The sequence below is a fragment of the Pseudomonas sp. UM16 genome (assembly GCF_050312595.1).
In the GTDB taxonomy this organism is placed as follows: Bacteria; Pseudomonadota; Gammaproteobacteria; order Pseudomonadales; family Pseudomonadaceae; genus Aquipseudomonas.
Window position 1 is genome coordinate 185,520 of the sequence record NZ_JBNPJT010000004.1, and the last position, 14,837, is coordinate 200,356.

At 60.6% G+C, this 14,837-nt stretch carries 15 protein-coding genes; 1 reads left to right on the forward strand and 14 read right to left on the reverse strand.

Annotated features, from left to right (window positions below; translation table 11 throughout):
* Positions 1–49 precede the first annotated feature (49 nt).
* The 7 genes from ACQRAX_RS06270 to ACQRAX_RS06300 form a co-directional block, all read right to left on the reverse strand.
* Positions 50–928, reverse strand: coding sequence for a peptidoglycan DD-metalloendopeptidase family protein (locus tag ACQRAX_RS06270; RefSeq protein ID WP_412037942.1), 879 nt, complete (start codon positions 926–928; stop codon positions 50–52).
* A gap of 178 nt (positions 929–1,106) precedes the next feature.
* Positions 1,107–1,784 (reverse strand): protein-L-isoaspartate(D-aspartate) O-methyltransferase, encoded by a 678-nt coding sequence (locus ACQRAX_RS06275; RefSeq protein WP_412037941.1) that lies wholly within the window; start codon positions 1,782–1,784, stop codon positions 1,107–1,109.
* A complete protein-coding gene (surE, locus tag ACQRAX_RS06280) occupies positions 1,784–2,533 on the reverse strand; it encodes a 5'/3'-nucleotidase SurE (protein WP_412037940.1) in 750 nt (249 codons plus the stop codon). The genes ACQRAX_RS06275 and surE overlap by 1 nt, the downstream gene beginning before the upstream one ends.
* The gene (truD, locus tag ACQRAX_RS06285; protein WP_412037939.1) at positions 2,521–3,579 is read right to left on the reverse strand and encodes a tRNA pseudouridine(13) synthase TruD; all 1,059 of its coding nucleotides are present in this window, start codon (positions 3,577–3,579) and stop codon (positions 2,521–2,523) included. Before truD ends, surE begins: the two co-directional genes overlap by 13 nt.
* On the reverse strand, positions 3,576–4,049 hold the full coding sequence (gene ispF, locus ACQRAX_RS06290; RefSeq protein WP_412037938.1) for a 2-C-methyl-D-erythritol 2,4-cyclodiphosphate synthase: 474 nt from the start codon (positions 4,047–4,049) through the stop codon (positions 3,576–3,578). The genes truD and ispF overlap by 4 nt, the downstream gene beginning before the upstream one ends.
* A 76-nt stretch (positions 4,050–4,125) precedes the next feature.
* Complete coding sequence (gene fghA, locus ACQRAX_RS06295) at positions 4,126–4,974, reverse strand: S-formylglutathione hydrolase (protein ID WP_412037937.1); 849 nt, start codon at positions 4,972–4,974, stop codon at positions 4,126–4,128.
* 8 nt (positions 4,975–4,982) lie between these two features.
* Positions 4,983–6,095, reverse strand: a complete 1,113-nt coding sequence (locus ACQRAX_RS06300; protein ID WP_412037936.1) for an S-(hydroxymethyl)glutathione dehydrogenase/class III alcohol dehydrogenase — start codon at positions 6,093–6,095, stop codon at positions 4,983–4,985.
* A gap of 106 nt (positions 6,096–6,201) precedes the next feature.
* On the opposite strand from ACQRAX_RS06300, the gene ACQRAX_RS06305 reads away from it, so the two are divergent.
* Complete coding sequence (locus tag ACQRAX_RS06305) at positions 6,202–7,098, forward strand: LysR substrate-binding domain-containing protein (protein ID WP_412037935.1); 897 nt, start codon at positions 6,202–6,204, stop codon at positions 7,096–7,098.
* A gap of 42 nt (positions 7,099–7,140) precedes the next feature.
* Here the strand turns inward: ACQRAX_RS06305 and ispD are convergent, their stop codons facing one another.
* The 7 genes from ispD to ACQRAX_RS06340 form a co-directional block, all read right to left on the reverse strand.
* Positions 7,141–7,848, reverse strand: a complete 708-nt coding sequence (gene ispD, locus ACQRAX_RS06310) for a 2-C-methyl-D-erythritol 4-phosphate cytidylyltransferase (RefSeq protein ID WP_412037934.1) — start codon at positions 7,846–7,848, stop codon at positions 7,141–7,143.
* Positions 7,845–8,123, reverse strand: a complete 279-nt coding sequence (ftsB, locus tag ACQRAX_RS06315) for a cell division protein FtsB (RefSeq protein ID WP_028943006.1) — start codon at positions 8,121–8,123, stop codon at positions 7,845–7,847. Before ftsB ends, ispD begins: the two co-directional genes overlap by 4 nt.
* A 163-nt stretch (positions 8,124–8,286) precedes the next feature.
* Positions 8,287–9,576, reverse strand: a complete 1,290-nt coding sequence (gene eno, locus ACQRAX_RS06320; RefSeq protein WP_412037933.1) for a phosphopyruvate hydratase — start codon at positions 9,574–9,576, stop codon at positions 8,287–8,289.
* Between the two features lie 154 nt (positions 9,577–9,730).
* On the reverse strand, positions 9,731–10,576 hold the full coding sequence (gene kdsA, locus ACQRAX_RS06325; protein ID WP_412037932.1) for a 3-deoxy-8-phosphooctulonate synthase: 846 nt from the start codon (positions 10,574–10,576) through the stop codon (positions 9,731–9,733).
* 3 nt (positions 10,577–10,579) lie between these two features.
* Complete coding sequence (locus ACQRAX_RS06330; RefSeq protein ID WP_412037931.1) at positions 10,580–12,208, reverse strand: CTP synthase; 1,629 nt, start codon at positions 12,206–12,208, stop codon at positions 10,580–10,582.
* Between the two features lie 271 nt (positions 12,209–12,479).
* Positions 12,480–13,763, reverse strand: coding sequence for a tRNA lysidine(34) synthetase TilS (tilS, locus tag ACQRAX_RS06335; protein ID WP_412037930.1), 1,284 nt, complete (start codon positions 13,761–13,763; stop codon positions 12,480–12,482).
* Between the two features lie 80 nt (positions 13,764–13,843).
* Positions 13,844–14,791, reverse strand: a complete 948-nt coding sequence (locus ACQRAX_RS06340; protein ID WP_412037929.1) for an acetyl-CoA carboxylase carboxyltransferase subunit alpha — start codon at positions 14,789–14,791, stop codon at positions 13,844–13,846.
* Positions 14,792–14,837 lie beyond the last annotated feature (46 nt).

The following is a 14,837-nucleotide window of genomic DNA, read 5'->3' on the forward strand; positions in this document are numbered from 1 at the left end:
ACGCTGGAGCCTGTCCCCTCTACGCGAGGAACAGGCCGGGTACTAGCAATCAACGACGTGGCAGGAATTGCAGCGGATCAACAGGCTTGCCCTGACGGCGAATCTCAAAATGCAGCTTCACCCGGTCTGTGCCCGTGGAACCCATTTCGGCAATTGTCTGCCCAACTTTGACCTGCTGTCCCTCCCGAACCAAAAGCCTGCGGTTGTGGCCGTAGGCGCTGACGTAGGTGTCGCTGTGCTTGATGATTACCAACTCGCCGTAGCCCCGCAAGCCACTCCCGGCGTAGACAACCGAACCATCAGACGCAGCAAAAACAGGCTGTCCCAAATCACCGGCGATATCAATGCCTTTATTCAAACTACCGTTTGAAGCAAATTTACCAATCAGCACACCACTGGCCGGCCAGCCCCAGCCGCCCACCGCACGCTCTGCAGAGGGAACCTGAACCGGCGCCGGGGCAGGCGTCGCAGTATTGGCCGCGGGTGTCGGCGCAGGGCTCGCAGGCTTGCTTGCCGGGGCAGGTGTTCCCGCCGGACGGCGAGTAACGGTGCTGCTGCCAGAAGACGACTGTGAACGGCTCACTACCGTCGTACCGCCCGCAGCTGGAGCAGTGGAGCGACCGTCGAAACGAATCGGCTGGCCGGCGCGAATGGTATAGGGCGGTCCGATGCCATTGCGCGCGGCCAGGGCCTTGTAGTCCCAACCATAACGAAAGGCAATGGAGTAGAGGGTGTCGCCAGGACGCACCACGTATTGGCCACTGGTGACCGCTGGGCGCTTGGCAACCGGTGCATTGCGGTCGACCACCCGGGCGCTGTTCGAGGATGTGCTGGAGCAACCCGACAGCAGCGAACCGACGGCAAGTGCAATCAGCAGAAGCTTGAAGCTCGTAAATCCGCTGCGCTGCTGAATGACTGTGTGACCCACCCGCCGCTCCTCTCATGGTGACTGCTGTGAAATGCAATATTGTTGCAATTATAACCGAGCGCATGCGCCTTGCGGACGCTGGGCGTTAGCAAAATGTGAACCCTGACAGAATAGGCGAGTACGCCAGATAGACAGGGCAATGCTAGAGGAATTCGCCTGCTGCGAAAAAAAGTCCGGGTCAGGCCAGCGGACCGGTCAACAACGGGACGAAACGCACAGCCCCCAGTACCCGGCGCGAAAAACCATGCTCTTCACGCACGATCAGCATCAGTTGCTGGGTTTCCCCGGTCGGCCCTACCGGAATGACCATCCGCCCGCCAGGGGCAAGTTGATCAAGCAAGGCCTGGGGGACTTCCGGAGCCACGGCGGTAACGATGATGCCATTGTACGGTGCGAGCGCCGGCCAACCCTCACAGCCGTCGCCCCAGCGAAACACCACGTTGCGCAGGTTGAGCTCGGTCAGACGTTCCTTGGCGCGATCCTGCAGCACCTTGATGCGCTCCACGGAAAACACCCGTTCAACCAACTGCGCCAGAATCGCCGTTTGATAGCCCGAGCCGGTACCGATCTCCAGTACCTTGTCCAGCGGGCCTGCCTCAAGCAGCAGTTCACTCATGTGCGCGACCATGAACGGCTGGGAAATCGTCTGGTTGTTACCGATAGGCAGGGCCGTGTCTTCATAGGCGCGGTGCGCCAATGCCTCGTCGACAAACAGGTGCCGTGGTGTACGCCGCAGCACGTCGAGCACGTTGGGGTTGGAGACGCCTTCCTCCATCAATCGCTGAATCAATCGCTCACGGGTTCGCTGCGAGGTAAAACCGATACCATGGCGCATCAGATCCTCCTGTTCACGCATCAGAGCAGCCCCTCCAGCCAACCATCCAGACGCTCGAAGGCGTCGTTGAACGTGCGGTCGAGTTGCAACGGGGTGATCGACACATAACCCTGCATCACCGCATGAAAATCCGTGCCTGGGCCACCATCCTCGGCATCCCCGGCGACGGCGATCCAGTAACCTTCCTTGCCCCGCGGGTTGACCACCTTGGTCGGTGCTGCCGCGCGTGCGCGATGCCCCAGGCGCGTCAACTGGATACCGCGAATATGCTCAAGCGGCAAATTGGGGACATTCACATTGAGCACCGTTCGCGGCGGTAATTCCAGCGTCTTGTGCGCCTCCACCAGCTTGCGGGCGAAATACGCGGCGGTCGGCAGGTTGTCAGGCAGGCGCGAAAGCAAGGAGAAGGCGAATGAAGTCCCGCCGAGAAAACGTCCTTCGAGGGCGGCGGCCACAGTACCGGAGTACAGCACGTCATCACCCAGGTTTGCTCCCAGGTTGATCCCCGATACCACCATGTCCGGCGTGTGCTCCAACAGGCCATTGAGGCCCAGGTGCACACAGTCGGTGGGTGTGCCGTTGAGACTGATATAGCCATTGGCCAGAGTCTGCGGGCACAGCGGTCGGTCGAGCGTCAGCGAACTGCTGGCGCCGCTTTTGTCTTGATCCGGGGCAATGACCACACATTCGGCATAGTCCGCCAGCGCAGCATGCAGCGCGGCGAGTCCGGGTGCGGTGACCCCGTCGTCGTTCGAAATCAGAATACGCATGGGCTGTCCGTCTGCCCTGCCGGCACCAGATCAACAAGCTCGCGCACCACCACGGTGGCAAAGCATCCGGCCGGAAGGACGAATTCCAGTTGCAGAATATCAGGCTCGGGATAATGCCACGTCAGGCCGCCAATGGGCAGTCGCAGGATGCGCCGTTCGTGACTCATGCCCGCCCGGGCCAACCATTGGCACAACGATGCATGCTGTTCGCCGATGCGCTGTTCGAGCTCAGCGGTGGCGCCACTGGCGGGCGACAGCCCTTCGCCCCACAGTGGCCCGGTGGGATGCAGGTCAAGGATGGCCAGGCGCGGATCGGAACACTCCGCTTCGCCTGCCGGAAAAAAGCTTCGGCTATCGGTAAAGGCCAGTAGGTCTCCGACTTGGGCCCGCTGCAAGCTACCGTCGGTTACCCGTTGCGCCAGCACCTGGTTGAACAGATAGCTGCGGGCGCTGGAGAGCAGGCGTGAACGCACATTACGCTGCTCGGGCAGGGCCTGGCGCTCAGCCCAGGCGCGGGCATCGTGAACGTTGCCGCCTTCATGGCCGAAACGTTGGCTGCCGAAATAATTGGGTACGCCATGGCTGCGCAACTGCTCAAGGCGTGCATCCAACGCCGGACGATCAGCACTCAGGCCGGTCAGGCGCAGGGTGAAACCATTGGCCGAATGGGCGCCGCGCTGCAGCTTGCGCGAATGCCGGGTGCGCTTGAGGATGCTCAGGGTTTCGTTCTCGGCCGCGCCCAGGTCGGGATCGGCCTTGCCCGGCAGGTGCAGACTGAACCATTGCCGGGTCAGCGCTTGACGGTCCTTGAGGCCGGCATAGCTGATGTTGCGCAGCGGCACACCAGCGGCGCGCGCCAGACGACGGGCAGCCTCTTCAGTATTGAGGTCGCGTTTTTCGACCCACAACCACAGATGCTCGCCAGCGCCAGACAACGGGATGTCGAGGACTTCATCAACCTGAAAGTCTTCGGCGGTGGCTTTGAGTATCGCGCTACCCAACGCCGGGCCGGATGCTCGCGGCCCTAACAGCTCAAGTTCGGTCATGCTGGCAACAACAAGGCAACGGCGTGGACGGCAATGCCTTCCTCGCGACCGGTGAAGCCGAGCTTCTCGGTAGTGGTAGCCTTGACGTTGACCTGGTCGAGTTCGACCTGCAAGTCTTGTGCAATCAGCTCGCGCATGGTGTCGATGTGCGGGGCCATCTTTGGCGCCTGAGCAACAATGGTGGCGTCGACATTGCCGACCTTCCAGCCTTTGCCCTGGACAATTTTGACCACATGACGCAGCAGCAGCCGGCTGTCAGCACCTTTGAACTGCGGGTCGGTGTCGGGAAAGTGCTTGCCGATATCACCCAGCGCCGCAGCCCCCAGCAAAGCGTCGCTCAGGGCGTGCAGTACCACGTCGCCATCGGAATGGGCCAGCAGCCCGAACTTGTGCGCAATGCGCACCCCACCCAAGGTGATGAAATCGCCTTCCGCGAAGCGGTGCACATCGTAGCCGTGGCCAATACGCATAAAAAAACGCCCTGATTGAGTCAGGGCGTGATTCTACCTGCTTTGCCGGGCCTTTGGCTGATTTGTAGGACAGCGCCTACAACAAACCCAGGGCTACCCCATGATGGCGCAAATGCTCATCGATGAAGCTGGCGATGAAGTAGTAGCTATGGTCGTAGCCCGGCTGCAAACGCAACTGCAAAGGATGTACTGCCGCCTTTGCCGCCTGTACCAGTACCTGGGGTTTGAGCTGGTTTTCGAGGAAATCATCACGATCACCTTGATCAACTAGCAGCGGCAGGCGCTCCTTGGCCTCGGCAAGCAACACACTGGCATCCCATTCGCGCCAGCGGCTGCGGTCTTCGCCCAGATAACGGGAGAACGCCTTCTGCCCCCAAGGACAATCCATCGGATTGCTGATCGGCGCGAACGCCGATACCGACTGATAGCGCCCCGGATTACGCAACGCACATATCAGTGCACCGTGGCCGCCCATGGAGTGACCGCTAATACCGCGCCGATCTGACGCAGGAAAATGCGCTTCGACCAACGCTGGCAGCTCTTGCACTACATAGTCATGCATACGGTAGTGCTGAGCCCAGGGCTGCTCAGTGGCGTTAAGGTAGAAGCCCGCCCCTAGGCCAAAGTCCCAGGCGCCGTCGGGGTCACCCGGTACTTGCGGTCCACGCGGGCTGGTGTCGGGGGCAACGATGATCAACCCAAGCTCGGCAGCCAGCTTGTGCGCGCCGGCCTTGTGCATGAAGTTTTCATCGGTGCAGGTCAGGCCGCTGAGCCAGTACAGCACCGGCAGCTTCTCGCCCTGCTCCGCTTGCGGCGGCAGGTAGACGGCAAACACCATGTCGCAACCGAGCACCTGGGATCGGTGCCGGTAACGTTTGTGCCAGCCGCCAAAACTTTTCTGGCAGGAAATGTTTTCCAGGCTCATGAGCAACCTCAGAAGTGGATGACGCTGCGAATGCTCGTGCCTTCATGCATCAGGTCAAAAGCCTTGTTGATGTCTTCCAGGCCCATGGTGTGGGTGATGAAGGTATCCAGGGGAATTTCGCCCTTTTCCGCCATTTCCACGTAGCTTGGCAGCTCACTGCGTCCGCGAACGCCACCGAAGGCCGAACCGCGCCAGACCCGGCCGGTGACCAATTGGAATGGACGGGTGGCAATTTCCTGGCCGGCACCGGCAACACCGATGATCACCGACTCGCCCCAGCCCTTGTGGCAGCATTCCAGGGCGGCGCGCATCAGTTGCACATTGCCGACACATTCGAACGAGAAGTCCACGCCGCCATCGGTGAGGTCGACGATGACTTCCTGGATTGGACGGTCATAGTCCTTGGGGTTGACGCAATCGGTAGCGCCCAGTTGCTTGGCGATCTCAAACTTGCCCGGGTTGATGTCCACGGCAATGATCCGCGAAGCCTTGGCTTTGACCGCACCAATGATCGCCGAGAGGCCAATGCCACCCAGGCCGAAGATCGCCACAGTGTCGCCGGCCTTGACCTTGGCGGTATTGAGCACCGCCCCGATACCGGTGGTGACACCACAGCCGAGCAGGCAGACCTTTTCCAACGGGGCTTCCTTCTGGATCTTGGCCACGGAGATTTCCGGCAACACGGTGTACTCGGAGAAAGTCGACGTACCCATGTAGTGGAACAATTGCTGACCTTTGTAGGAGAAGCGCGTGGTGCCATCCGGCATCAGGCCCTTGCCCTGGGTGGCGCGAATGGCCTGGCACAGGTTGGTTTTGCCGGAACGGCAGAATTTGCACTGACCACATTCAGGGGTGTAAAGCGGGATCACATGGTCACCGACGGCGAGCGAGGTCACGCCCTCACCTACCGCCTCAACGATGGCGCCACCCTCGTGCCCCAGAATCGACGGGAAGATGCCCTCAGGGTCCGCCCCGGACAGGGTGTAGGCATCGGTGTGGCAGACACCGCTAGCGACAACGCGCAACAGCACTTCGCCGGCCTTGGGCATGGCCACGTCGACTTCGACGATCTCCAGCGGTTTCTTGGCCTCGAAGGCAACGGCGGCACGGGACTTGATCATCAATCTTCTCCAGCAAGGGGTCAGTTCAAGCTCGAAGTGTAATTCATCATCATTTGATTAATAATCATGGCAAAGACAAAACATTATTGTCATACAGGGACAATCGATGAGCAGCCGCTGGGAAGGAATCGACGAATTTGTCGCGGTGGCCGAGACCGGTCAATTCACCGCGGCGGCCGAGCGCCTGGGCGTTTCCTCTTCGCACATCAGCCGTCAGATCGCCCGCCTGGAGGATCGCCTGCAAACGCGCCTGCTCTATCGCAGCACGCGCAAGGTGACGTTGAGTGAAGCCGGTCAGACCTTTTTGCAACATTGCCAGCGTTTGCAGGATGGTCGCGAGGAAGCCCTGCGCGCCATGGGCGACCTCACCAGTGAGCCAAAAGGGCTTCTGCGCATGACCTGTGCAGTGGCCTATGGCGAGCGTTTTATCGCGCCGCTGGTGACGCGCTTCATGTCGCTGTACCCGCAATTGCGCGTAGACATCGAACTGAGCAACCGCACCCTCGACCTGCTGCATGAAGGCATGGACCTGGCCATTCGCCTGGGTCGCCTGCAGGACTCGCGCCTAGTGGCCACCCGCCTGGCGCCGCGGCGCATGTATCTCTGTGCCTCACCGGCCTACCTGGAGCGATACGGCCGGCCGCACAGCGTATCGGAACTGGCGCGGCACAATTGCCTGATCGGCAGTTCGGACAGCTGGACGCTGCAGCAGGACAGTCGCGAGCAGAGTGTGCGGGTTCAAGGCAACTGGCGTTGCAACAGTGGGCAGGCGGTACTGGATGCGGCGCTGCAAGGGATGGGCTTGTGTCAGTTGCCGGACTATTACGTGCTTGAGCACCTGAAGACCGGTGCACTGGTGTCCTTGCTCGAGGCGCAGCAACCGCCCAACACTGCAGTTTGGGCGCTGTATCCGCAACAACGGCATCTGTCACCGAAGGTACGCAAGCTAGTGGATTACTTGCGTGAGGGGTTGGCACAGTTGCCTGAATATCAGGCTGGCTGAAAAGCTTCGCCGGCAAGGCCGGCTCCTACAGGTGCGGTATCGTCAACCGCGCTTGGCCCAGCGCTGACGCAACCACTCAAGGTCTTCCGGCCGAGTCACCTTGATATTGTCGCTACGCCCTTCGATCAAGCGTGGCGACTGCCCAGCCCATTCGATGGCCGAGGACTCATCGGTGATTGCCACCTCCGCCACCAGGCTATCAGCCAGGGCCCGATGCAAGGCGCCGAGGCGAAACATCTGCGGGGTGTAAGCCTGCCAAACGGTGCTGCGGTCAATCGTGGCGCTGACCCGCCCTTTACTATCGGCGCGCTTGAGGGTATCGCGCGCCGGCACAGCCAGCAGGCCACCAACCGGATCATCCGCCAGCTCAAACAGCAGCCGATCGAGGTCGGTTCGGGCCAGGTTAGGTCGGGCGGCATCATGGACCAACACCCAATCGCTGTCGGCAGCCCCCTGGGCGTGCAGCAACAATAAAGCATTGAGTACCGAATCGGCGCGTTCCCGCCCGCCTTCGGCACGCTGGATACGGGGATCGCTGGCGCAGCGCAAGCCCGGCCAGTAAGGATCGTCAGCGGCAACACTGACCACCACCCCTTTGACACAGGGATGGTCGAGAAAACAGTTGAGGCTATGCTCAAGAATGCTCTGCTCGCCCAGTTGCAAATACTGCTTGGGGCGGTCGGCAGCCATGCGGGCACCCACGCCCGCGGCGGGAATCACGGCCCAGAAGGCCGGCAAGGTCTGGTTCATTGGGCAAGCTGGTAGAGGGTTTCACCCTCCTTGACCATACCCAGTTCGTGGCGAGCCCGTTCTTCGACGGTTTCCATACCTTTTTTCAACTCCAGCACTTCAGCATCAAGCACACGGTTACGTTCCAGCAGACGCTCGTTTTCGGCGTGCTGGTCGGCAATCTGTTGCTGGAGCTCGGTGACGTGGGCCAGGCTGCCATTGCCCACCCACAGACGGTACTGCAAGCCACCAAGCAGCAGGAGCAGGACGAGGAACAACCAATAGGGACTGCGCATCAGGGTATCCAGTGGAAAAAGACCGCCACCTCTGCAGGGCACTGATGGCACGAAGCCTGGCCGAAGCCAGGCTTTGTGTACATAGACCTGCTGCATCACGTTGCTGAACAGTCAGTATGGCTGTTCAGCGAACCTTGGCTGCTGTCTTTTTACCATCTCTTGCTTAGCCGCGAAACTCGGCGCGACCACGGTACACAGCCTTGCTGCCCAGTTGCTCTTCGATACGCAGCAGCTGGTTGTACTTGGATACGCGGTCAGAACGGCACAGCGAACCGGTTTTGATCTGGCCGGCAGCGGTACCCACGGCCAGGTCAGCAATGGTCGAGTCTTCGGTTTCGCCCGAACGGTGCGAGATCACCGCAGTGTAACCGGCAGCCTTGGCCATCTGGATGGCTTCCAGGGTTTCGGTCAGCGAGCCGATCTGGTTGAACTTGATCAGGATCGAGTTGGCGATGCTCTTGTCGATACCTTCTTTCAATATCTTGGTGTTGGTTACGAACAGGTCGTCACCCACCAGCTGGACTTTTTCGCCGATCTTGTCGGTGAGGATCTTCCAGCCGGCCCAGTCGGACTCGTCCAGGCCGTCTTCGATCGAGATGATCGGGAAACGCTCGGTCAAACCTTTGAGGTAGTCGGCAAAACCGGCAGCGTCGAACGACTTGCCTTCGCCAGACAGGCTGTACTTGCCGTCTTCGAAGAATTCGCTGGCAGCGCAGTCCAGGGCCAGGGTCACGTCGGTGCCCAGCTTGTAGCCAGCGTTAGCCACGGCTTCAGCGATGGCCGACAGTGCATCTTCGTTGGACGCCAGGTTAGGCGCGAAACCACCTTCGTCACCCACAGCGGTGTTCAGGCCACGGGCCTTCAGAACGGCCTTGAGGTGATGGAAAATCTCAGTGCCCATGCGCAGTGCGTCGGAGAAGGTCTTGGCGCCAACCGGCTGAACCATGAACTCCTGGATGTCGACGTTGTTATCTGCGTGCTCGCCACCGTTGATGATGTTCATCATCGGTACCGGCATCGAGTACTGGCCTGGGGTGCCGTTGAGGTTGGCGATGTGCGCGTACAGCGGCAGGTCCTGATCCTGGGCAGCGGCTTTGGCAGCAGCCAGGGACACTGCGAGGATGGCGTTGGCGCCCAGATTGGCTTTGTTCTCGGTACCGTCCAGGTTGATCATGGCGGTGTCGAGGGCTTTCTGGTCTACCGGGTCTTTGCCCAGCAGCAGATCACGGATCGGGCCGTTGATGTTGGCAACCGCTTTGAGAACACCCTTGCCCATGTAACGGCTCTTGTCGCCATCACGCAGCTCCAGCGCTTCGCGCGAGCCAGTGGAAGCACCCGACGGCGCACAGGCGCTGCCGATGATGCCGTTGTCGAGCAGCACGTCCGCTTCTACGGTAGGGTTACCGCGCGAATCGAGAACTTCACGACCTTTGATGTCGACGATTTTTGCCATTGTTGTAAGCACTCCAGAATTGACGAAAACAACGCAGCTGAGAAAAAACCGGGTCCGTCACAGGCGGTTGGCACACGGGCAGGCCTGACGCGGACAAGCCCCTGACCCGAGGGTCAGGGGATGAACGGGCGGTACTTTACCGGAGAATTGAGTGTTACGCGGTTTCTACCGTCGGAAAACTCTTCACCAGATCGTCCAGTTGCTTGAGCTGGGCCAGGAATGGCTCCAGTTTGTCCAGGCGCAGGGCGCATGGACCGTCGCACTTGGCGTTGTCCGGGTCTGGGTGGGCTTCAAGGAAAAGCCCGGCCAGGCCCTGGCTCAGGCCGGCCTTGGCCAGATCGGTGACCTGGGCACGGCGACCGCCAGCGGAATCGGCGCGACCACCTGGCATCTGCAGGGAATGGGTCACGTCGAAGAACACGGGGTACTCGAACTGCTTCATCAGGCCGAAACCGAGCATGTCGACCACCAGGTTGTTGTAGCCGAAGCTCGAACCACGCTCGCAGAGGATCAACTGATCGTTACCGGCCTCTTCGCACTTGGTCAGGATGTGTTTCATTTCCTGGGGTGCGAGGAACTGGGCCTTTTTGATGTTGATCACCGCGCCGGTCTTGGCCATGGCCACCACCAGATCAGTCTGACGCGACAGGAAAGCCGGCAGCTGGATGATGTCACAGACCTCAGCCACAGCTTGCGCTTGGTGCGGTTCGTGAACATCGGTGATCAGCGGAACATTGAAGGTGCGCTTGATCTCTTCAAAGATCTTCATCCCCTCTTCCAGGCCTGGACCACGGTAAGAGGTGATCGACGAGCGGTTGGCTTTGTCGAAGCTGGCCTTGAACACGTAAGGGATACCGAGTTTCTCGGTAACCCGCACGTACTCTTCGCAGACCTTCATGGCCAGGTCACGGGACTCCAGCACGTTCATGCCGCCGAACAGGACGAACGGCTTGTCGTTGGCGATCTCGATGTTACCGACGCGAATGATCTTCTGGGTCATGTATCAGGCCTTGTTCTTTTGAGCCAATGCCGCCTTGACGAAACCGCTGAACAGCGGATGACCGTCACGCGGGGTCGAGGTGAACTCAGGGTGGAACTGGCAAGCGACGAACCACGGATGATCCTGGGACTCGACCACTTCGACCAGCGCGCCGTCACCGGAACGACCGGAAACCTTCAGGCCGGCGTCCATCAGTTGTGGCAGCAGCTTGTTGTTCACTTCGTAGCGATGACGATGACGCTCGACAATCACATCCTTGGCGTAGCAGTCATGGACCTTGGAACCGCTTTGCAGCTGGCATTCCTGAGCACCCAGACGCATGGTGCCGCCCAGATCAGAAGCCTCGGTACGGGTTTCGACCGCGCCGGTAGCATCTTCCCACTCGGTGATCAGGCCAACGACCGGGTGACCGCTGTTGCGATCGAACTCGGTGGAGTTGGCATCTTTCCAGCCCATGACGTTACGGGCGAATTCGATGACCGCCACTTGCATGCCCAGGCAGATACCCAGGTATGGAACCTTGTTCTCACGAGCGTACTGCACGGCAGTGATCTTGCCTTCGACACCACGCAGACCGAAGCCGCCCGGGACGAGGATGGCATCAGCGCCTTCGAGCAGGCTGGTGCCCTGGTTCTCGATGTCTTCGGAATCGATATAGCGCAGGTTGACCTTGGTGCGGTTCTGGATGCCAGCGTGGCTCATCGCTTCGATCAGCGACTTGTAGGCGTCCAGCAGTTCCATGTACTTGCCGACCATGGCGATGGTCACTTCGTGCTCTGGATTGAGCTTGGCGTCGACGACCTTTTCCCACTCGGACAGGTCAGCGCCATTGCACTGCAGGCCAAAGCGCTCGACGACGAAGTCATCCAGACCCTGAGCGTGCAGCACGGCCGGGATCTTGTAGATGGTGTCGACGTCTTCCAGGGAGATCACCGCACGCTCTTCAACGTTGGTGAACAGGGCGATTTTGCGGCGCGAGGAGACATCGACCGGGTGGTCGGAGCGGCAGATCAGCACGTCCGGCTGCAGGCCAATGGAGCGCAGCTCCTTGACCGAGTGTTGGGTCGGCTTGGTTTTGGTCTCGCCAGCAGTGGCGATATACGGCACCAGGGTCAAGTGCATCAACATGGCACGCTTGGAACCGACTTCAACACGCAGCTGGCGGATCGCCTCGAGGAACGGCTGCGACTCGATGTCACCCACGGTACCGCCGATTTCCACCAGGGCCACGTCGGCATCGCCAGCACCCTTGATGATGCGGCGCTTGATTTCGTCGGTGATGTGCGGAATGACCTGAATGGTCGCGCCCAGGTAATCACCACGGCGCTCTTTGCGCAGCACGTGCTCGTAGATACGGCCGGTGGTGAAGTTGTTGTTCTGGGTCATGGTCGTGCGGATGAACCGCTCGTAGTGGCCCAGGTCCAGGTCGGTTTCGGCGCCGTCGTGGGTGACGAACACTTCACCGTGCTGGAACGGGCTCATGGTGCCCGGGTCGACGTTGATGTACGGGTCAAGCTTGAGCATGGTGACCTTGAGCCCCCGCGCCTCCAGGATGGCCGCCAATGAAGCCGAGGCAATGCCTTTCCCCAATGAAGAAACAACACCGCCCGTGACGAATATGTAGCGCGTCATGAAAAACCCTAGAAGTCTGCGTTAAAGCGGTCAGTGCCGCCGGGGAAAGCGAAGGAAGGCCGAAGCCCCCGATCACCTGCGTCAATCACAGTGCATCTTAAAAAACTGCCGCGTCTGGACACACCGGGGGTTGAAAACCCGGTTAGGAGCTCGCTAAACATTTTTAGAATCGCCCAGCAAAAAACTGCTTGGTAATCGGCAACTGCTGTGATTTCGGGGAAGCCACAGAAGTTGTATCAAGAAGGGAGCGTAGTCTACCCGAATGTGCCTTTCATCTCAAACCTTGCGCGCTCGTCGGTACACACCAGTGTAATTGCCAGTCGCCTTGGCTCAGTTGCGGCAGGTTGGCCACAGCCATCAGTTGCTGGTCACAGTAGAGCAACGGCAGGCGCGAACGGACAAACGCTGGCACCTGCAATTCATTGAGCAAGCGCTTGAGATCACGACGACCACGCCCGGCAACGTGCAGGCTCTCCCCACCTTGGCGATAGGCGACGCGCAACGGCCCCTGCGTCATCATGCCGCTCAACCGCAGGCTGCCATTGCCCGGCAACAACAGTGGTTGTGCCGGGTCGTCCCAGGCCTGCGCGACGGGAACGCGGAGCCAGTCGTCGGTCAGCCACCAAATGCGCCCGTTGGCGCGGTGCAGCTCACCGTCGGTCAGGCGCCAGCATGGCCGTCCGTCGCTTGCGGCATCGCGCAAGTCCTCCCAGCCGGCCCAGTGCCGTGCGTCTGGCAGGCGGGTGCGGCTGGCCAACCAGTACTGCAAGGCGTTGCGCTGACGCGGCGGGGACAGCTCGCGCAATACCGAAAGCTCCAATGAGGCCAGCGTCAGCCAATCAAACCCGTTCGGCGTCGATGCCTGCGCCAGATCCTGTACCGCCAACTCATCCAGCAGGCCCTGGGCCTCGCTCAGGTGCTCAGCCGTGCGCGCCAGGTTCTGAGCAGTTTGCGGCCAGCGCTGGCGCAATAGCGGGAAGACCTGATGGCGCAGGTAGTTACGCGAATATTGGGTATCGCCATTGGAGGGATCCTCGACCCAGGTTAGCTGCTGCGCCTGAGCGTAGGCCTCCAGCGCCTCGCGTGAGACATCAAGCAAAGGCCGCAACAACATCCCCTGCCCCAACGCACGCTGGCCCGGCATCGCTGCCAAGCCACGCACACCGGCACCGCGCAAGAGTCGAAACAACAAGGTCTCGGCCTGATCTTCGCGGTGCTGCCCGGTCAGTAGGACTTCCTCCGGGCGCAGGGCGTCAGCGAAGGCCGCGTAACGCGCCTCGCGGGCGCCCTGCTCAAGGCTGGCACCAGCGGCGACCTGGACGCAGATGATCTGCAGCTCAACTTCCAGATCGTCACACAGGCGCTGGCAATGTGCCGGCCAGGCGTCAGCCGCAGCCTGCAGGCCGTGGTGGATGTGGATAGCGCGAAGGGGGGGCTTGTGCGGCAGATTTGCCAGTAGGTGCAAAAGGACTGTGGAGTCCAGACCGCCAGAGAGGGCGACACACCAGGAAGGGGCCGTGAGCCAGGGCGTCAGTCTGGGGTAGAGATCGAGCATCAGCGGGCCCTCATTGACGAGCGCTACGCACTCGATCGCTGGCGATGGCTGCAACGCAGCCATCGCCAACTGATCTCAGATTACAGCCCGTAGCTCATCAGGCGGTCATAGCGGCGCTTGAGCAGCGCATCGTTGTCGAACGTCTTGAGCATGTCCAGCTGTTCGATCAACTCGCCACGGATGTTCGCCGACATGGTCGCCGGGTCACGGTGGGCGCCGCCCAGCGGTTCGGCGATGACCTTGTCAACAATACCCAGGCCTTTCAGGCGCTCAGCGGTGATACCCATGGCTTCGGCTGCATCGGAGGCCTTTTCGGCGGTCTTCCACAGAATCGAGGCGCAACCTTCCGGCGAGATCACCGAATACGTGGAGTACTGCAGCATGTTCAGTTGGTCGCAAACACCAATGGCCAGTGCACCACCGGAACCACCCTCACCGATAACGGTGGCAATGATCGGGGTTTTCAGGCGCGCCATGACCCGCAGGTTCCAGGCAATCGCTTCGCTCTGGTTGCGCTCTTCGGCGTCGATACCTGGATACGCACCGGGAGTATCGATGAAGGTCAGGATCGGCATCTTGAAGCGCTCAGCCATTTCCATCAGGCGGCACGCCTTGCGATAGCCTTCAGGGCGCGGCATACCGAAGTTACGGCGCACTTTTTCGCGCACTTCACGGCCTTTCTGGTGCCCGATGACCATCACCGGTTGGTCGTCCAGACGGGCGATACCGCCGACGATAGCGGCGTCATCGGAGAAGTGACGGTCGCCGTGCAGTTCGTCGAACTCGGTGAACAGGTGATTGATGTAGTCCAGGGTGTACGGACGACGTGGGTGACGCGCCAGACGCGCAATCTGCCAGCTGGTCAGGTTACTGAAAATGCTTTCGGTCAGGGTGCTGCTTTTGTCTTGCAGACGGGCGATTTCATCGCCGATGTTCAGCGAGTTGTCATTGCCGACCAGGCGCAGCTCTTCGATCTTGGCTTGCAGGTCAGCAATCGGCTGTTCGAAATCCAGAAAATTCGGGTTCATAGGCATCCGTCTTGGGTCTACGGCCAGGCGGCCGGCCGGTTGATCC